At 65.3% G+C, this 18,770-nt stretch carries 17 protein-coding genes; 16 read left to right on the plus strand and 1 reads right to left on the minus strand.

All coding sequences use genetic code 11. The features are described from left to right. Position 1 precedes the first annotated feature (1 nt). From aroB to CURSPS6_RS03590, 16 genes are all read left to right on the plus strand, one after another. Positions 2 to 1,102 (plus strand): 3-dehydroquinate synthase, encoded by a 1,101-nt coding sequence (gene aroB / locus CURSPS6_RS03520; RefSeq protein WP_030014176.1) that lies wholly within the window; start codon positions 2 to 4, stop codon positions 1,100 to 1,102. Between the two features lie 91 nt (positions 1,103 to 1,193). Beyond that, positions 1,194 to 1,757, plus strand: a complete 564-nt coding sequence (efp, locus tag CURSPS6_RS03525; RefSeq protein WP_030014178.1) for an elongation factor P — start codon at positions 1,194 to 1,196, stop codon at positions 1,755 to 1,757. Next, entirely contained in the window at positions 1,754 to 2,167 is a 414-nt protein-coding gene (nusB, locus tag CURSPS6_RS03530) for a transcription antitermination factor NusB (RefSeq protein ID WP_030014179.1), read from the plus strand. The genes efp and nusB overlap by 4 nt, the downstream gene beginning before the upstream one ends. 130 nt (positions 2,168 to 2,297) lie before the next feature. Further along, a complete protein-coding gene (pyrR, locus tag CURSPS6_RS03535) occupies positions 2,298 to 2,960 on the plus strand; it encodes a bifunctional pyr operon transcriptional regulator/uracil phosphoribosyltransferase PyrR (RefSeq protein WP_035810161.1) in 663 nt (220 codons plus the stop codon). Then, entirely contained in the window at positions 2,957 to 3,952 is a 996-nt protein-coding gene (locus CURSPS6_RS03540; protein ID WP_030014182.1) for an aspartate carbamoyltransferase catalytic subunit, read from the plus strand. Before pyrR ends, CURSPS6_RS03540 begins: the two co-directional genes overlap by 4 nt. Beyond that, complete coding sequence (locus tag CURSPS6_RS03545; protein WP_030014184.1) at positions 3,949 to 5,271, plus strand: dihydroorotase; 1,323 nt, start codon at positions 3,949 to 3,951, stop codon at positions 5,269 to 5,271. Before CURSPS6_RS03540 ends, CURSPS6_RS03545 begins: the two co-directional genes overlap by 4 nt. A gap of 5 nt (positions 5,272 to 5,276) precedes the next feature. Next, positions 5,277 to 5,861, plus strand: coding sequence for a hypothetical protein (locus CURSPS6_RS03550; protein WP_051687591.1), 585 nt, complete (start codon positions 5,277 to 5,279; stop codon positions 5,859 to 5,861). Positions 5,862 to 5,865: 4 nt separating this feature from the next. Next, on the plus strand, positions 5,866 to 7,050 hold the full coding sequence (gene carA, locus CURSPS6_RS03555) for a glutamine-hydrolyzing carbamoyl-phosphate synthase small subunit (protein ID WP_030014188.1): 1,185 nt from the start codon (positions 5,866 to 5,868) through the stop codon (positions 7,048 to 7,050). 4 nt (positions 7,051 to 7,054) lie between these two features. Further along, positions 7,055 to 10,363, plus strand: coding sequence for a carbamoyl-phosphate synthase large subunit (carB, locus tag CURSPS6_RS03560; RefSeq protein WP_030014189.1), 3,309 nt, complete (start codon positions 7,055 to 7,057; stop codon positions 10,361 to 10,363). Next, entirely contained in the window at positions 10,360 to 11,217 is an 858-nt protein-coding gene (gene pyrF, locus CURSPS6_RS03565) for an orotidine-5'-phosphate decarboxylase (protein WP_051687592.1), read from the plus strand. The genes carB and pyrF overlap by 4 nt, the downstream gene beginning before the upstream one ends. Before the next feature lie 405 nt (positions 11,218 to 11,622). Then, a complete protein-coding gene (locus tag CURSPS6_RS12935) occupies positions 11,623 to 11,712 on the plus strand; it encodes a hypothetical protein (RefSeq protein ID WP_416371656.1) in 90 nt (29 codons plus the stop codon). Positions 11,713 to 11,716: 4 nt separating this feature from the next. After that, positions 11,717 to 12,295, plus strand: a complete 579-nt coding sequence (gene gmk / locus CURSPS6_RS12770; protein ID WP_030014192.1) for a guanylate kinase — start codon at positions 11,717 to 11,719, stop codon at positions 12,293 to 12,295. A gap of 206 nt (positions 12,296 to 12,501) precedes the next feature. Further along, a complete protein-coding gene (gene rpoZ, locus CURSPS6_RS12280; RefSeq protein ID WP_082470021.1) occupies positions 12,502 to 12,900 on the plus strand; it encodes a DNA-directed RNA polymerase subunit omega in 399 nt (132 codons plus the stop codon). Between the two features lie 53 nt (positions 12,901 to 12,953). Next, positions 12,954 to 14,219: a bifunctional phosphopantothenoylcysteine decarboxylase/phosphopantothenate--cysteine ligase CoaBC gene (gene coaBC / locus CURSPS6_RS03580; protein WP_030014194.1), complete on the plus strand. Its 1,266-nt coding sequence runs from the start codon at positions 12,954 to 12,956 to the stop codon at positions 14,217 to 14,219. A 22-nt stretch (positions 14,220 to 14,241) separates the two neighbouring features. Further along, positions 14,242 to 15,450, plus strand: coding sequence for a methionine adenosyltransferase (metK, locus tag CURSPS6_RS03585; RefSeq protein WP_030014195.1), 1,209 nt, complete (start codon positions 14,242 to 14,244; stop codon positions 15,448 to 15,450). Beyond that, a complete protein-coding gene (locus tag CURSPS6_RS03590) occupies positions 15,447 to 17,618 on the plus strand; it encodes a primosomal protein N' (protein ID WP_030014196.1) in 2,172 nt (723 codons plus the stop codon). Before metK ends, CURSPS6_RS03590 begins: the two co-directional genes overlap by 4 nt. On the opposite strand, the gene CURSPS6_RS03595 is transcribed toward CURSPS6_RS03590, so the two are convergent. Beyond that, a complete protein-coding gene (locus tag CURSPS6_RS03595; protein WP_082470328.1) occupies positions 17,590 to 18,765 on the minus strand; it encodes a glycosyltransferase family 4 protein in 1,176 nt (391 codons plus the stop codon). The genes CURSPS6_RS03590 and CURSPS6_RS03595 overlap by 29 nt on opposite strands. Positions 18,766 to 18,770 lie beyond the last annotated feature (5 nt).

The raw sequence follows: 18,770 nt of genomic DNA on the forward strand, positions 1-18,770 counted from the left end.
CATGACCCAGGACCAGACCGCCTCGACACGCATCTCCGTGACGGGAGAGCAGCCGGCGGACAACTACGACGTCCATATTGGGCACGATCTCCTGGTGAAGCTGCCCGAGATCTTGGGCCCCCGCGTGCGTCGGATCCTGGTGGTGCACCCCCGAGCGCTTCGGTCCACGGGGGAGCTGGTCATGAACGATCTCAAGTCCGCGGGCTTCGAGTCGTTCAGCGCCGAGATCCCGGACGCGGAAGAAGGAAAGCACGTTCAGGTTGCGGCGTTCTGCTGGCAGGTTCTGGGACAAAACGACTTCACCCGGTCGGACGCGATCATCTCGGTGGGTGGCGGCGCGGTCTCCGACGTCGCCGGATTCGTCGCGGCGACCTGGTTGCGCGGCGTGCGCGTCATCCACATCCCCACGACGTTGCTCGGCATGGTCGACGCCGCCGTGGGAGGCAAGACCGGCATCAACACGGCCGAGGGAAAGAACCTGGTCGGGTCCTTCCATCCGCCGGCCGCGGTGCTCTGCGATCTGGGAACTCTTCGGACCCTTCCCGTCAACGAGCTGGTCACCGGGCTGGCCGAGGTCATCAAGTGTGGGTTCATCGCCGATCCGGCAATTCTCGACCTGATCGAGGCGGAGCCCGAGAAGATCCGGGATTCGCAGTCCGCGGTGATTCGCGAGCTCATCGAACGGTCGGTCAAGGTCAAGGCCGACATCGTCTCCTCGGACCTGAAGGAATCGGGCCGCCGCGAGTTCCTGAACTACGGGCACACGCTGGCGCACGCGATCGAGGTCAACGAGAGATACCAGTGGCGCCACGGGGCGGCCGTCTCCGTGGGAATGGTCTTCGCGGCGGAGCTGTCCGCCGCCGCGGGGAACCTGGACGGCGCCGTCGTGGACCGCACGCGTGCCATCCTGGAAAGCGTGGGGTTGCCCACGACCTACCGCTCGGACCAATGGAAGAAGCTCCTGGACGCGATGCATCTCGACAAGAAGGCTCGCGGAAATCTGCTGCGTTTCGTGGTTCTGGATAAGGTCGCGGCGCCGCGCATCATGGAAGTACCGGACGAATCCATCCTGTTTGCGACCTACCAGGAGATCGCCGCCTGAACCCCCGCCCCACAAGGGCGTTACAATAGCTACCGATTAACCGTGCACGCGGACTGAGCGTGCCGATCGACGATCCGCCAAAGGAGTGTTCGTGGCAACGACCAACGACATCAAGAACGGGACCATCCTCAAGCTCGACGGAAATCTCTGGGGTGTCATCGAATTCCAGCACGTCAAGCCGGGTAAGGGCGGCGCCTTCGTCCGCACCAAGTTGCGCAACGTCAACACCGGCAAGGTCGTCGACAAAACGTTCAACGCGGGTTCCAAGGTCGAGCTGACCACCGTGGATCGTTCCGAGTACCAGTACCTGTACCAGGACGGCGCCGACTACGTCTTCATGGACAACAAGACCTACGACCAGATCAATGTCCCCGAGGCCGTGGTCGGAGACGCCGCGAACTTCATGCTGGAGAACCAGAACGTGACGCTCGCGATGCACGAAGGCGCCCCGCTGTACATCGAAATGCCCCCGTCGGTGGTCCTCGAGATCACCTACACCGAGCCCGGTCTCCAGGGGGACCGCTCGACCGGTGGCAACAAGCCGGCGACCCTCGAAACCGGCGCGACCATTCAGGTTCCGCTGTTCGTCGAGCAGGGAACCAAGGTCAAGGTCGACACCCGCTCCGGCGATTACCTGGGGCGCGTCAACGAGTGAATTCGCGGACAAAGGCGCGCGTTCGCGCCCTGGAAGTACTGTTTGAGGCGGAAGAGCGCCACGAGGACACCCTCGAGGTGCTCCGCCGCCGTCGCCTGCATACCTCGGCCCTGATCTCCGACTACTCCGAGCGCATCGTGCTCGGGGTCGTCGAGCGGGACGAAGAGATCCGGGAGTACATCGAGACGTACTCCAAGGGATGGACCATGGACCGGATGCCCTCGGTCGATCGAGCCGTGTTGCGCATGGGCGCGTGGGAACTGCTCTACAACGACGAGATCCCGGACGCCGTGGCGGTGGCCGAGGCAACCGGACTCGCCAGGACCCATTCGACCGATGACTCACCGAGGTTCATCAACGGTGTCCTGGGCCGCCTGCAAAAGGTCAAGCCCACCTTGATGACCGATTAAGAACGACATGACGCCGCCGGGGAGATCTCCCCGGCGGCGTCGTTCATTCGGTGTGATAACTTGGCCGAGATGCATTCATCCTGCTGACCTTTAAATTCCGTCCTGTGAGGCGGGGAAGGAGGCAATCGCGATGACTATTCACTCTCGTTCCGCGTCAGAACCGAAGCCTCGGGTTTCGTCGAACGCGCGCGTGATCTTGGATACCGCGGATGTCAATCGGGCGCTGACCCGAATTGCGCACGAGATCGTCGAGTCCAATAAGGGCACGAAGAATCTGGTGCTGTTGGGAATTCCCCGGCGTGGCTACCCCCTCGCCCAACGACTCGCGGAAAAGATCGCCGCGACGGAAAATAACTTCGACGCCCAGGCCTGCCTCGGCCAGCTCGACGTCACGATGTATCGCGACGACCTGCGGCGAAGCACCTCCCGCACCCCGCAGCCGACGCACATTCCGGACACGGGCATCGACGGCAAAAACGTCGTGTTGGTCGACGACGTCCTGTATTCGGGTCGCACGATCCGTGCCGCCCTCGACGCCTTGGCCGACTTCGGTCGCCCCGCCGTGGTCCGCTTGGCGGTCCTGACGGACCGGGGGCACCGTCAACTGCCGATCCGCGCGGATCACGTCGGCAAGAACCTTCCCACGTCGCACGAGGAATCCGTCAAGGTTTTCCTCCGCGAAACCGACGACCCTCACGCCGTCGACGGCCTGGCCGACGGCCGCGACATCGCCGACTGCGTTCTGCTCGATCCCGGTCACGCCCCGGCCGTGGAGAAGGGATTCATCGGATGAAGCACCTGCTCGACACCAAGGACCTCAGCCTCGAGGAAGCGGTGAGCCTCCTGGACACCGCCGACAGCATGGCCGAGGTCGGCACGCGCGAGGTCAAGAAGCTTCCGGCTCTCCGGGGCCGGACCGTGGTCAACCTCTTCTTCGAGGACTCGACGCGCACGCGGATCTCTTTCGAGACGGCCGAAAAGAGGCTCTCGGCGGACGTCATCAACTTTGCTGCCAAGGGGTCGTCGGTCTCGAAGGGCGAATCGCTCAAAGACACCGCCCAGACCCTCGAGGCCATCAACGCCGACGCCATCGTGATTCGTCACCCCGCGTCGGGGGCCCCCGAGCGGTTGGCCACCAGCGGGTGGATCACCTCGCCGGTCATTAACGCCGGTGACGGGATGCACGCCCACCCCACGCAGGCCCTGCTCGACGCGATGACGCTCAGGCAGCATCGCTCCCGCCTGACGGGGGAGCCCACGCGGGGCTCGACCCTCGAGGGCATGAGCGTCGCGATCGTCGGAGACGTGCTGCACTCCCGCGTGGCCCGATCGAACGTGTGGTTGCTGGCTCTCCTCGGCGCGCGCGTCGTTCTGGTCTCGCCTCCGACGTTGCTCCCGGTGCGCATCGACGACTGGCCGGTCGAGGTGTGCTACGACATGGACGAGGCCCTGACCAGGGACCTGGACGCCATCATGATGCTGAGAATCCAGCGGGAACGCATGCACGCGTCCTTTTTCCCCTCCTCGGAGGAGTACGCCCGGCTGTGGGGCCTGACGCCCGAGAGGCTGGCCCTTCTGGACGCCCGGGGAGCCGAGACCGCGATCCTGCATCCCGGCCCGATGAATCGGGGCCTCGAGATCAGCGCGGCCGCCGCAGATTCGCCGCGTTCGCTGGTTCTCGACCAGGTCACCAACGGGGTGTCCGTCCGGATGTCGGTGCTCTACAGCCTGATGACCGGCCCGCAGGACACCACCGAACACACCGCACCCCTTAGGACGTCATGAGCCCTCAGCACTACCTCATCCGCCGCGCCACTGTTCTCGGTGAAAAGGTCACCGACCTGCGCCTCGAGGCGGGAACCATCACGGAAACCGGTACCGATCTGGAGCCCCGCGGGGCGGAGATGATCGACGCGGAGGGGCTGATCGCCCTACCCGGCCTCGTTGACGTCCACACCCACCTCCGAGAGCCGGGCCGCGAGGACGCTGAGACGGTCGAAACCGGCACGCGTGCCGCGGCGGCAGGTGGATACACCGCCGTGTGCGCGATGGCCAATTCCCAACCCGTCGCGGACACCGCGGGCTTGGTCGAACAGGTGTGGGAACTGGGCCGGGCTGCCGGGTGGGCCGACGTCCACCCGATCGGCGCGGTGACCGTGGGCCTTGGCGGCGAGCAACTCGCCGAGATCGGCGCGATGGCCGACTCCCGCGCTCAGGTGCGGATGTTTTCCGACGACGGCAAGTGTGTTCACAACGCGCTGCTCATGCGGCGTGCCCTGGAATACGTCAAGACCTTCGACGGCGTCGTGGCCCAGCACGCCCAGGAGCCCCAGCTCACCGAGGGCGCGCAAATGAACGAGGGAAGCGTCTCGGCGGATTTGGGGCTGGCCGGATGGCCGGCCGTCGCGGAGGAAGCGATCATCGCCCGCGACGTGCTCCTCGCGCAGCACGTGGGCTCCCGCGTGCACATCTGCCACGTGTCGACCCAAGGATCCGTGGAGATCATCCGCTGGGCCAAAGAGCGGGGCATCGATGTCACCGCGGAGGTCACGCCTCATCACCTGGTGCTGACGGACGAGATGGTCAGATCCTATGACCCCGTGTACAAGGTCAATCCGCCGCTGCGGACCCGCGAGGACGTCGAGGCCCTCCGCGCCGCGGTCGCCGATGGCACGATCGACGTGATCGGCACGGATCATGCCCCGCACCCGCTCGAGGCCAAGGAATGCGAATGGGCCAGCGCGGCGATGGGCATGACCGGCCTGGAGACCGCCCTGTCGGTCATTCAGATGACCCTGGTGGAAACCGGCATCGTGAACTGGAGCGACGTCGCCCGCATCATGTCCACCGTGCCCGCCAGGATCGCCCGCATCGACGACCAGGGCCGCCCCCTGACGCAGGGCGAACCCGCCAACATCGTGCTCGTCGACCCTGCGGTTCGCCGCGTCGTCGACCCGCAGACGCACGCTTCGAAGGGACGGAACTCGCCGTATCGGGCCATGGAACTTCCTGGCCAGGTCCGTGCGACCTTCCTTCGGGGCCACCCGACGGTCCTGAACGGCCGCCTGACCACACCGGGTTCTCGTAACCCCGCGGAGAATTAGGACATATGACTCTCAACCACATGCTCACGCTGGTTTCCTCGGTGATCCTGGCGGGAATCGTCTTTTCCCTGATCGCCTGGGGCTGGCGTTCCCGAACCAAGCGGCAGGCGGGAATCGCGGATCTCCCCGAGGTCCCGCGCGAGCTGGACGGCGCCGCCGCCGAGTTCGCCTGCGACGTCCAATACGTGTGCACGACCACGGCCGGCGATTGGCTCGACCGCATCGCGGTTCACGGATTGGGGGTCAAGGCCAACGGCCAGGCCCTCGTGTACCCCACGGGGCTCATCGTGACCCGTGACGGGGCTCGTGATCTCTGGATCGGTAGCGAATCCATCGAGGTGCTGCGCCGCGAATCCGGTATGGCCGGAAAATTCGTTGAGAAAGACGGACTCGCGGTGATCTCGTGGCGATTGGGCGGGCGCTTGGTCGATACCGGCCTGCGAACCCGACGCGCCGCAGACACCCCGGAGCTGCTCGATCGTCTCCGCGACCACGCCCCGCAGGCATCCTCATCGTTGCCCGCAACAGACCAGAACCAGGACACCGCGGCGTCCGACGATGCCGCCTCCGACCATCCCTCAAGGAAGTGAATTCATGACCAACGCACATCAGCCCGAGGCTCGGGCGGTACTGGTTCTCGAAGACGGCACGATCTACCGAGGCCGAAGCTACGGCGCGACCGGCGAGGCCTTCGGGGAAGCGGTATTTTCCACCGGTATGACCGGATACCAGGAGACCTTGACCGATCCCTCGTACGCGGGCCAGATCGTGGTGCAGACCGCGCCGCACATCGGCAATACCGGGGTCAACCGGCAGGACGCCGAATCGCGCCGCATCTGGGTCAGCGGCTATGTGGTGCGTGACGCGGCGCGGCGAGCCTCCAACTGGCGGTCGGAAGGTTCCTTGGACGAGGACCTGACCAAGCAGAACATCGTGGGAATCCAGAATATTGATACCCGTGGCCTGACCCGTCACCTGCGTGACTCCGGTGCCATGAGGGCCGGGGTCTTCAGCGGGGCGTCGGCGGACCTCACCCAGGAAGAGATGATCCGGCGGGTCACCGACGTGGCGCCGATGAAGGGTCGCCAGCTCGCCGACGAGGTCAGCGTCGAGGAAACTTACACGATCGAGCCGCGCGACCACGGATGGACGGGCGAGACCAAGGGCACCTTGGTCGCCGTGGACTTGGGCATCAAGTCCATGACGCCGCAGCGATTCGCCGAGCGTGGCGTGCGCGTCCACGTGGTGCCCGCCGATATCACCCTGGACGAACTCACCGCATTGCACCCGGACGGAGCGTTTTTCTCGAACGGCCCCGGCGACCCGGAGACGGCGGACCTCCAGGTCGAGCTGTTGCGCGGCATCCTTCGACGGGGGATCCCGTTCTTCGGCATCTGCTTCGGCAACCAGCTCCTCGGGCGGGCCCTGGGATTCGGCACCTACAAGTTGCCCTTCGGGCACCGCGGGATCAACCAACCCGTCTTGGACCGGTCGACCGGTCGTGTCGAGATCACCGCGCAGAATCACGGGTTCGCCGTGGACGCCCCGCTGGACGGACCGGTCACCGCGCCCGTGTCCGAGTTCGGCAGGGTCGAGGTCTCGCACGTGTGTCTCAACGACGACGTCGTCGAGGGCCTGCGCTGCCTGGATGTCCCGGCCTTCTCCGTCCAGTACCACCCCGAGGCCGCGGCGGGCCCGCACGATGCCGCCTACCTGTTCGATCGATTCATCGAACTCATGAACTCCACCGATGCCGCCAGCCAGAAAGCAGGAAAATAACCCCATGCCTCGTCGTCACGACCTCAAGAGCGTCCTGGTCATCGGTTCTGGCCCCATCGTCATCGGGCAGGCCGCCGAGTTTGACTACTCCGGAACACAGGCCCTGCGGGTCCTCCGGGAAGAGGGCATCCGCGTGATCCTCGTGAACTCGAACCCCGCCACCATCATGACGGATCCGGAATTCGCGGACGCCACGTACATCGAACCGATCACCCCCGAAACCATCGAGCGCATCATCGAGCGGGAACGCCCCGATGCGATCCTCCCGACCCTCGGTGGGCAGACCGCGCTGAACGCGGCGATCGCGCTGGACGATCGCGGCACCCTCGAGAAGTACAACGTGGAGCTGATCGGTGCCAACATCGCCGCGATCAATCTCGGCGAGGACCGCGAGGCCTTCAAGGGAGTCGTCGAACGCTGCGGTGCCGAGTCGGCGCGATCGGTCATCGTGCACTCGATGGACGAAGCCCTGAAGGCCGCGGACGAGCTCGGCTACCCGATGGTCGTCCGCCCTTCCTTCACGATGGGTGGCCTGGGATCGGGCATGGCGTACAACGAGGAAGACCTGCACCGCATCGCCGGCGCCGGGATTCAGTACAGCCCCACCTCGGAGGTTTTGCTCGAGGAGTCGATTCTCGGGTGGAAAGAATACGAGCTGGAAATGATGCGCGACAAGAACGACAACGTCGTCGTCGTGTGCTCGATTGAGAATTTCGACCCCGTGGGAGTCCACACCGGTGACTCCATCACCGTCGCGCCCGCGCTGACGCTGACGGACCGCGAGTACCAGAAGATGCGGGACGTCGCGATCGCCGTGATTCGCGAGGTCGGAGTGGACACGGGCGGATGCAATATCCAGTTCGCGGTCGACCCGGCAACCGGGCGCGTGGTCGTGATCGAGATGAACCCGCGCGTCTCACGGTCATCGGCCCTGGCATCGAAGGCCACGGGATTCCCTATCGCCAAGATCGCGACCAAGCTCTCGCTGGGGTACACCCTCGACGAGATCCCCAACGACATCACCCGCAAGACCCCGGCGTCCTTTGAGCCGACGCTGGACTACGTGGTCGTCAAGATCCCGCGGTTCGCCTTCGAGAAATTCCCCGCCGCCGACCCCACGCTGACCACGACCATGAAGTCCGTGGGAGAGGCGATGGCCCTCGGCCGCAACTTCACCGAGGCCCTGCAAAAGGCGATGCGTTCGCTCGAGCAGAAGAACAGCGAATTTTCCTTCGCCCACGACCGCATGGATGCCGACGAGCTGGATGCGCTGGTCGAGGCGTGCAAGACGCCCACCACGGAACGAATCCACCAGGTCCGTCGCGCCTTGGCCGGGGGAGCGAGCATCGAGCGCATGTACGAGGCGACCGGGATCGACCCGTGGTTCCTCGACCAGCTCGTGCTGATCAATGAGGTCGCCGCCGAGATTCGCGAGGACGCGAACCTGACGCGGGAAACACTCCAGACCGCCAAGAGGCACGGTTTTTCGGATGCACAGATCGGGCAGCTGGTTCACCTGAAAGAAGACGTCGTGCGCGGCGTCCGCCATGCCCTGAACGTCCGCCCGGTGTTCAAGACCGTGGACACCTGCGCGGCCGAATTCGAAGCTTTCACGCCGTATCACTATTCGTCCTACGACCAGGAGGACGAGGTAGCCCAACACCAGGGAAAATCCGTCATGATCCTCGGTTCCGGGCCGAACCGCATCGGTCAGGGCATCGAATTCGACTATTCCTGCGTCCACGCGTCCATGGTTCTGCGCGAGGCCGGGTACGAGACCGTCATGGTCAACTGCAATCCGGAAACCGTGTCGACCGACTATGACGTCTCGACGCGGCTGTACTTCGAGCCGCTGACCCTCGAGGACGTCCTCGAGGTCATCGACTCGGAACGGCGGACCGGTGGGCTGTTGGGAGTCTTCGTGCAGCTGGGTGGTCAGACACCGCTCAAGCTCGCTCGCGAACTCAAGGAAGCGGGAGTGCCCATTCTGGGGACCTCGCCCGAGGCCATCGACCTCGCGGAGGACCGTGGCGAGTTCTCGCAGGTGCTGGAACGCGCCGGCCTGATGACGCCGAAGAACGGCACGGCCTCGACCTTTGCCGATGCCAAGGTCATCGCCGACGAGATCGGGTATCCCGTGCTGGTTCGCCCGTCCTACGTGCTCGGCGGGCGCGGCATGGAGATCGTCTACGACGAGCAGAACCTGGAACGTTACCTCTCCAACGCGACCGAGGTCTCGCCGTCGCAGCCGGCCCTCATCGACAAATTCCTTGAGGACGCCATCGAGATCGACGTCGATGCCCTCTTCGACGGAACCGACCTGTACATGGGCGGCGTCATGGAGCACATCGAGGAGGCCGGCATCCACTCGGGAGACTCGGCCTGCACCTTGCCTCCCGTCACGCTGAGCCCCAATGTCATCGAGCGGGTCCGAGAGGCGACGCGGGGCATCGCCGAGGGCGTCGGCGTGCGAGGACTCATCAACATCCAATTCGCGGTCGCTTCCAACAACCTGTATGTCATCGAGGCCAATCCCCGGGCCTCGCGGACGGTTCCGTTCGTCTCGAAGTCCACGGGTGTTCAGCTGGCCAAGTCCGCCGCGCTGATCGGCACCGGGCGCACCATTGCCTCGCTCATCGAGGAAGGCCGCCTGCCCTCGCACATGGACGGCGCGGACCTACCCGATGACACGGCCATCGCGGTCAAGGAAGCCGTTCTTCCGTTCAACCGTTTCCGCACCAAGACCGGCGCCGCGGTGGATTCGCTGCTGGGGCCCGAGATGCGCTCGACCGGTGAGGTCATGGGCCTGCACACCTTCTTCGACACCGCGTTCGCCAAGGCGCAGGCCGCCGTCGGCAACATCCTGCCGACCGAGGGCAAGGCGTTCGTCACGGTCTCCGACCGGGACAAGCGCGCGGCGGTGGTCTACGTCAAGATGCTTCAGGAGCTGGGCTTCGAGATCATCACGACCGGTGGCACGGCCACGGTGATGCGCCGCAACGGCATCGACTGCACGGTGGTCTCCAAGCTTCGTGACGCCGCCGAAGGGGAGCGGACCATCGTGGACATGATCACCGACGGTGACATCGACCTGATCTTCAACACGCCCTCGGGCGCGGGCGAATCACGCGGCGATGGCTACGAGATTCGTGCCGCCGCCACGAGCATCGGGTGCCCGCTGATGACCACCATTTCGGAATTTGGTGCGGCCATCCAGTCGATCGATGCGCAGCGGCGCCACACGTGGGACGTGATGAGCCTGCAGGATCACGAAGCCACGTTGACGGCCTCGGCGAAGGCCGCCCGGGCATGAGCGCCCCCGAGTCGCCGGCCGGAGACCGCCTCTACGAGGCCATGCAGGAATTCGGCCCGCTGTGCGTGGGGATCGACCCCCACCCGGGGTTGCTGCGCGATTGGGGGCTCGAGGACTCCGTCGCGGGCCTCGAATCCTTTGCCCTGACCGTCGCCGAATCGGTCTCGGGCCGGGTCGCCTCGATCAAACCGCAGGTGGCCCTGTTCGAGCGGCACGGGTCCGAGGGGATGAGGGTCCTCGAACGGGTCATCGAGGCGATGCAGGGATCGGCAACCCAGGTCGTGTGCGACGCGAAGCGCGGCGATATCGGGTCCACGATGGCCGCCTACGCGGACGCGTGGTTGGGCCCCCAGTCACCGCTGGCCGGTGACTGGGTGACCCTGAGCCCTTATCTGGGATTCGGTTCGCTGGACCCGGCACACCGGGTCGCGGAGGAATCCGGACGAGGGACGTTCGTGTTGGCCCTCACCTCCAATCCCGAAGGGGCATCGGTGCAGCATCGCGGGGCGGAGTCTTCGGTGGCACGGTCGATCGTCGAGGCCGCCCAGCGCGAAAACGAACGTCACAAAGCGAAATACGCGGGCCCTTGCGGTCTCGTCGTGGGCGCTACGGTGGGTGACGCTCTCGCAGCGTTGGGCATCGACCTCGGCCGGTTCAATGGCCTGATGCTGGCACCCGGATACGGGGCGCAAGGGGCGACCGAAGAGGACCTTGCCCACGTCTTTGCCGGATGCCGAGACAAGATCGTGGTGTCCTCCTCACGTGGGGTTTTGCGTCACGGTCCGGCCCAAGACGCGCTCCTGGCCGAAGCGACGGCGTGCAATGACCGACTCAGGAAAGCACTGCATCGGTAACCAATGTAACTGCTCGCGGTGAAGGGGCCAGGGGTGCCCTGCCGGGGGTGGGGACGAGAAATTTGCTCGGGTTACTGACTGGTATGGCCGACATTCCTGGGGTACTTTGGTCTCCATACGTACGGGAATCTTGGGGATTCGTAATTGTTATCCCGTACGCAGTGGAGAGGAAGTAACTATGGCTCTACGCCCTCTGACAGATCAGGAACGTGCCGCTGCCCGCGAAAAGGCTAAGCAGTCGCGGCAGATTCGCGCCACTGCGAAACAGGCGCTCAAAAACAGAGAAATCACGATCAGTGAATTCTTGCAACGGGCAGACGCGGATGAGGCTTTGCAACGCATCCGTGTCGAGGATATGTTGAAAAATCCCTCCCAAGCATTGGGGACGTGCGCGCGGCGGCGATCATGCGAGAACTACGGATCGCGCCGAGCCGCCGTCTTCGTGGCTTGGGGGCACACCAGCGCAAGAATCTCATCGAATACCTCGAAGGGTAGTCCAGTGACAGAGACCCAGTCCCCGAAATTGACCGTGTTGGCCGGACCGACAGCCGTCGGAAAGGGGACGGTCTCTGCATACATTCGCGATCACCACCCCGAGGTATGGTTGTCGATCTCGGCGACCACGCGCGACCCGAGGCGCGGCGAGGAAGACGGCGTCCATTACTACTTCGTCTCGGACGAAGAATTCGACTCCATGGTCGATAACCGACAGATGCTCGAGTGGGCTAAAGTCCACAACAATCATCGGTACGGAACCATGAAGCGGATGGTGCTCGAGGCGCTCGACGCCGGCCGCCACGTGTTGTTGGAAATCGATATTCAGGGTGCTCGGCAGGTGCGCAACGCCATGCCGGAGGCGAATATGATTTTCCTTGCCCCGCCGAGCTGGGAAGAGCTGGTCCGTCGCCTGCGCACGCGTGGCACCGAGACCGATACCGAACAGCAGGTGCGGCTGGAGACGGCCAAGGAAGAGCTGGCCTCGGAACCCGAATTCGACGTCACGGTGGTCAACGAGACAGTCGAGAAGGCCGCCGCCGAGGTCCTCGAGATCATGGGAATCAGCTCCCCGGCGAAGTAATCCGGCCCGAGGACCACGGGCGCCATCGTCTCTCCGAGCGGTGGAGCCTGTGGTTCTCGCGCGCCGAATGCGCGCCTGAGGGTGCAATCGTTGCCCCGCGGTTGTATCATGGACTTTTAGTTTTGCCCGAGGCCCATCGTGTGGTCGTCGGATGACATCCGGACGCTCCGTCCGATGCATACCCATCAACGTCACGGGAGAAATTCTTGGCACTTTCCGAACATGAAGGCATCATCGACCCCTCCGTGGACTCGCTCCTCGAGAAGACCGATTCGAAGTACGGTCTGGTGATCTTCGGTGCCCGCCGTGCGCGTCAGATCAACGCGTACTATTCGCAGCTTCAGGAAGGCCTCTTCGAGCACGTGGGGCCCCTGGTCGATACCGCGGTCAACGAGAAGTCGTTGTCCATCGCGATGCGCGAGATCGAAAACGACGTCATCGAGGCCCGCCACGTCGAGGGCGGTCGCTTCAACGAAAACGGCCAGGTCATCCACGATGACCAGCCCGTGGCCGACTTCTTCAACTCGGAGATTTTCGCCCAGGAATCGGATTCCGCGGACGCCTTCGTGGAGTTCAGCGAAGACAATTCCGCACAGTCCGAATAACACGGGTCGGACGGCGATCCGCCGTCCGGGCCCGCGCCCGTTAGACTGAACGGGTGCGAATCATATTAGGAATCGGTGGAGGCATCGCGGCGTATAAGGCCGCGATGCTTCTGCGTTTATTCACCGAACAAGGGCACGACGTCGTGCCCATGCCCACCCGATCTGCCTTGCGGTTCGTCGGCGAGCCCACGTGGGAGGCGTTGTCGGGACACCCCGTGAATACCTCGGTGTTCGAGGACGTCGAATCCGTCAATCACGTGCGACAGGCCGAACGGGCCGATCTTGTGGTGGTTGCCCCCGCGACCGCGGATCTCATGGCGCGCGTGGTCGGCGGGCGGGCGGATGATCTGTTGAGCGCCACGATCCTCACCGCGACGTGCCCGGTCGTCTTTGCCCCGGCCATGCACACCCAAATGTGGGAGAACCCGGCGACACGGCGTAATGTCGCGCAGCTCCGCGAGGACGGATACACCGTCATCGACCCCGCCGTGGGCCGGCTGACGGGTCACGACTCCGGGGCCGGACGTTTGCCGGATCCGCGCGAGATCTACCGACGTGCCCTGGCCGCCGCGAGCTCTGCCGGCGCGGCGTTGCCGGACCTGACGGGGTGTCGGCTGGTGGTCACCGCGGGAGGAACCCGCGAAGCCCTGGACCCCGTGCGCTACCTCGGCAACCGCTCGTCGGGAAAACAGGGGATCGCGATAGCACAGGCGGCCGCCGACCTTGGCGCCTCGGTCGAACTGATCCTCGCGCACACCGAAGTATCTGCTCCCGAAGGCTCGGAGAAGCTCCGCATCCGCCGGGTCTCCTCGGCCCTGGAACTGGAAAACGCCGTCGGTGAAGCCCTCGGGGACGGACGGTCCGTGGACGGGGTCATCATGACGGCCGCGGTCGCGGATTTTCGTCCGCGGTCCGTGGCCGTGTCCAAAATCAAGAAGGATCCCTCCGCCGACGACGCGCCGACCCTGGAGCTGGTGCGCAACCCGGATATTCTCCGCGGGCTGGTCGAGGCCAAGTCGCGGGGGGAGCACGGGGCGTTCCTCGTGGGTTTCGCCGCCGAAACGGGTTCGGAGGACCACACGGTCGCGGAACTGGGGGAGTCGAAGCTCGTCTCCAAGGGCGCGGACATGCTGGTGGTCAACGAGGTAGGAACCGACCTCGTCTTCGGCCAGGACCAGACGGCCGCCACGATCTTGGTCCGAGAGGCCGAGGAGATCCGCTCCGAGGCCGTCGTCGGTACAAAAATCGACCTTGCGCGACGTCTCATGACGCGGGTGGCGTCACACCTCAACATTGGCTCACGCACCGCGCGCGGATGAACCGAACGAGTAGAGTGGACGGGTGACTTCCAAAGACAACCAGCACTTGCGCCTCTTCACCTCCGAATCGGTGACCGAAGGCCATCCGGACAAGATCTGTGATCAGATCTCTGACTCGATCCTCGACGCCCTGCTGGCGGTCGACCCCACCTCAAATGTGGCCGTGGAAACGATGGTCACCACCGGGCAGGTGATGGTCGCCGGCGAGGTGACGACCAACGGGTACGTCGAGATCCCTAAGATCGTGCGCGACACCATCTTGGAGATCGGCTACAACTCCTCGACGCGAGGATTCGACGGCGAATTCTGCGGAGTGTCGGTCTCGATTGGCGAGCAGTCCCCGGATATCAACGCCGGCGTATACACGTCGCTGGAGACGCGCGATGGCACCGCCAACGACGTCCTGGACAGCCAGGGCGCGGGAGACCAAGGCCTGATGTTCGGATACGCGAGCAATGAGACCGAGGCGTTGATGCCGGCCCCCATCTGGATCGCGCATCGTCTCTCGGAGCGACTGACCAACGTCCGGAAGGAAGGGGTTCTTCCGGACCTCCGCCCGGACGGGAAAACGCAGGTCACCCTGGGCTACGACGGCAGCACCCCCGTTTCGGTGGACACCGTGGTGCTCTCGACCCAACACGACGAAAAATACGCGCTGAGCACCCTCAAGGAGGAAGTTCAGCGTTACGTGATCGATCCCGTGCTTGAAGACCTCGATCTCGATATCGACGCGGCGAAATTCATCATCAATCCGGCTGGCCAGTTTGTGCAGGGTGGTCCGGTCGGCGATGCCGGCCTGACCGGCCGCAAAATCATCGTGGATACCTACGGCGGCATGGCCCGACACGGCGGCGGCGCTTTCTCGGGCAAGGACCCGTCCAAGGTGGATCGCTCCGCGGCGTACGCCATGCGGTGGATCGCCAAGAACGTCGTCGCGGCGGGCCTCGCGGATCGCGCGGAGGTGCAGGTCGCGTACGCGATCGGACGGGCACGTCCGGTGGGGCTCTACGTCGAGACCTTCGGAACCCATCACGTCGACCCGTTGCGCATCGAAAAGGCCATCAGCGAGGTCTTCGATCTGCGCCCCCTGGCCATCATCAACGACCTCGACCTACGTCGGCCCATCTATGCGAAAACAGCGGCGCACGGTCACTTCGGGCGGTCCGAGCCCGAGTTCACCTGGGAACGTACAGACCGCGTGGACGCCTTGCGGGCCGCCATCTCGGAATGACCGAGGAATCGGAGGAGGTCCTTCCCGGCCTCGAGGGCTGGGAGACTTCCGCGATCGATCCGGGGAAAGAGCCCGGCGCCGTGGCCTTGGCCGCTCAGCTGCCGGTGGCCAAGGTCGCGATTGATACCCGCGTCCCGCACCTGGATCGCCTGTTTGACTATTCGGTGCCCGCGCATCTGGCGGATACGGCCCAACCCGGCGTTCGCGTCAGGGTCTCGTTCCACGGTCGTGACACGGTCGCTTGGCTGATCGATCGGGTCGACGCGAGCGATTCCAGGGTCGCCCTACAGCCGCTGCGAGACGTCGTGTCGCCGGTGCGAGCCCTGACGCCCGAGGTGTGGCGATTGTGCCAGTCCGTGGCCTCGCGGAGCGCGGGCCTGGTCTCCGATGTACTGCGATTGGCGGTTCCCCCGCGTGCGGCGCGAACCGAAAGGGCCTTTGAACGCGACGTCCTCGGCATCTCTGCGAAGCCCGCCGAACCGCCGGGGGACGCGTCGCCGGATGACGGCCGCGAGGCCGAGGACCGCCAGGGTACCGTTCAGTTTCCGGAACCCGCGTGGACCCCGGGGACGGCCGATGAGGCGTCACCGGGTTGGGGCCTGTACCAAGGCGGTCCGGAATTCCTGGCGGCCGTGGCCGACCGCGAGGGGAAGCCCGCCCGAGGGGTCCTGGCGGTCGCGCCGTCGGCACCGCAGAATTGGGCCGAGCTCACGGCCCGGGCTTGCGCCGCGACCCTGTCTTCGGGTCGCCGCGCGTTGGTCGTGGTGCCAGACCGCAGGAGCCTGGATCGCCTCGAAGCGGCCATCAACCGCTTCGTCGACGCGGAGAAGATCGCACGCCTGAATCATGACGACGGTCAGGCGGCCCGCTACTCTTCGTTTCTCCGAATCCTTTCGGGGGAGGCCTGGGTCGTGATCGGTACCCGGTCCGCTGCCTTTGCGCCGGTGCCCGGGCTTGGACTGGTCTCCTGCTTCGACGATGGCGACTCCAATCTCATCGAGCGGCAGGCGCCGTATTGCCACGCCCGCGACGTGCTCCTATTGCGCGCGCAGCAGGAGGAGTGCTCGGCCTTATTCTCGGGTCACAGCGTGAGCCCGGAATGCCAGCGCCTGGTCCAGACGCGGTGGGCCAGGCCATTGGCCGCCTCGCGGGAGAACCTGCGCCACCATTCGCCGCTGATCCGCTCCACGTCGGACTCTTACACGAGGGAACGGGACCCGATGGCGGCGATGGCGCGCATCCCGCACCTGGCGTATCAGGTCGCGCGGGAGGCCCTGAACCGTGGGCCGGTATTGATCCAGGTCGCGAGGACCGGCTATGCGCCGTCCCTGGCCTGCACGCGATGCCGGGCCTCCGCCAGGTGCGAGCACTGTTTCGGTCCCTTGAGCCTGGAGAAGGACTCGCGATCGCAGGCGATCTGCCGCTGGTGCCATCGAGGCGTCACCAATTGGCACTGCGCCGAATGTGGCGGCGAGAAGTGGCGGCTGACCACGGTGGGAGCCCTGCGCACCGCGGAGGAGCTGGGACGGGCCTTTCCGCAGGTCCCCGTCGTATCGTCCAGCGGGGAGAACATCAAGGCGGCGGTCGGTGACGAGCCGGCCATCGTGGTGGCCACGCCAGGGGCCGAGCCCCAGGTTCCCGGCGGGTACCGCGCGGCGTTGCTTCTTGACGGCGACCGCATGATGGCGCGCGACTCGCTGCGGAACAACGAGGCGGTGCTACGTCGCTGGATGAATGCCTGCGCGCTCGTCGCCTCGCAGGCCAACGGCGGTCAGGTCATCTGCACGGCGGAGGATTCCTCCGTGCTGGGCGCGCTCATCCGATGGGATCCGGCGGGCTATGCCTCCCGGGAGCTGGCCGAGCGTCACGAGCTTTCCTTGCCTCCGGCGGTTCGCACCGCGGCCATCACCGGCCCCCGGGTCTCGGTCGAAGAATTCGTCCGGGTTCTCGGGCTCGACGAGTTCGATCCGGCGACCGGAATCCGGGTCATTGACCCCGTGCCGTTGTCCGACGACGACGAGGACGACGAATACCGGGCCATCATCTTTATGCCCTACGGCCTCGCGGCGCGCGTCACGGAGAGACTCCGGAGCGCGAGGGCCTCGTTCTCGGCCTCGAAGAAGTATCAGTCGGTCCAGGTCAGGTGCGACGCCCCGGACGTTCTCTGACGGGTCCCCCTGCCGTCGGCGGAGGGGAGAATCTTGCTGACCGGCCGCGGCGGCCCCGCACGGTGTGGGCCAGACTGACGAGGGCACGGGCCGAAGTCTCCCAGCTATCCCGCTCGGCGTCCCGCAGGGCGCTGAGTACTTGCCGCTTGAATTCACCCGGCTCTTCCAGATCGCGCACGGCCTGCCGGAGCGCGCCGGGACGTCGGAAGTTCAGATGCACCGCGCCCGGAGCCACCTCCCGGAAAATGGGGATGTCGGAGAGAATCCGTGGGGCGCCTTCCGCGGCCGCCTCGACGACCGGCAATCCGTAGCCTTCCGCGGAACTTGCGGAGACCAAGGCGGTACAGGTCGCCAATAGGTGGCGATACTCCTCGTCGCTGACTCCGTCGTGAAAGACCACGCGGGCTCCGTCAGGCACCATCCGTTCCAATTCTTCGCGGCGTCGAGGATCGAACCGGGAGAGGAGATGAAGCTCGTAGTCGGGAAGGTCCGTCATCGACCGGATGAGCAGGTCAACACCCTTGTACGGCATAGCCGACCCCATGTACACCAGCGACTTGCCGCGACCGGGGATCCTCGCCAACGCCGTGGAGCGATCGATGATCGAGCCCTCGGGCGGGGCGTTCGGGATCACGTGCACCGGTCTGCGGGTCAGCCGATGACGCGCGATCAGTCCGGCGGTGGTGTGGCTGACCGTCGCGACGTCGTCGGCACGGTTCAACAGAATCCGTTGGGGGACATACGTGCGATGAAATTGGCGCCACCCCCAGCGAACGGGTCCCGGCAGAAACCCCGGTGCTTCTGGGTGGTCGTAGTAGATCAGGTCGTGCAGGGTCAGGATCAGGCCGTAGTTTCTGCCCCAGGAACCTATGGTCTGCATGGGGGAGAAAAGGACATCTGGCCGGTACCGATTGATCGCCAGGGCGCTCAAGGGCTCGAGGGGCCCCGTGGGGGAGAACCCCCGGACATGCGGCAGGTCGGGGAGCTGGGCCAATTGCTCGTCGTCCGAGATCAGCATCGCCACGCGAACCCCGGCAAGAGAACCGTCGGTCACCCCGCGGTAGAGGGCATGGAGGAGGCTCGAGGTATACCGGCTGATGCCATCGTGGACCGGGCGAACATACCGGGCGTCGACCATGAGCTTCAGGTCCT

It is taken from the genome of Curtobacterium sp. S6 (assembly GCF_000710345.2).
In the GTDB taxonomy this organism is placed as follows: domain Bacteria; phylum Actinomycetota; class Actinomycetes; order Actinomycetales; family Micrococcaceae; genus Rothia.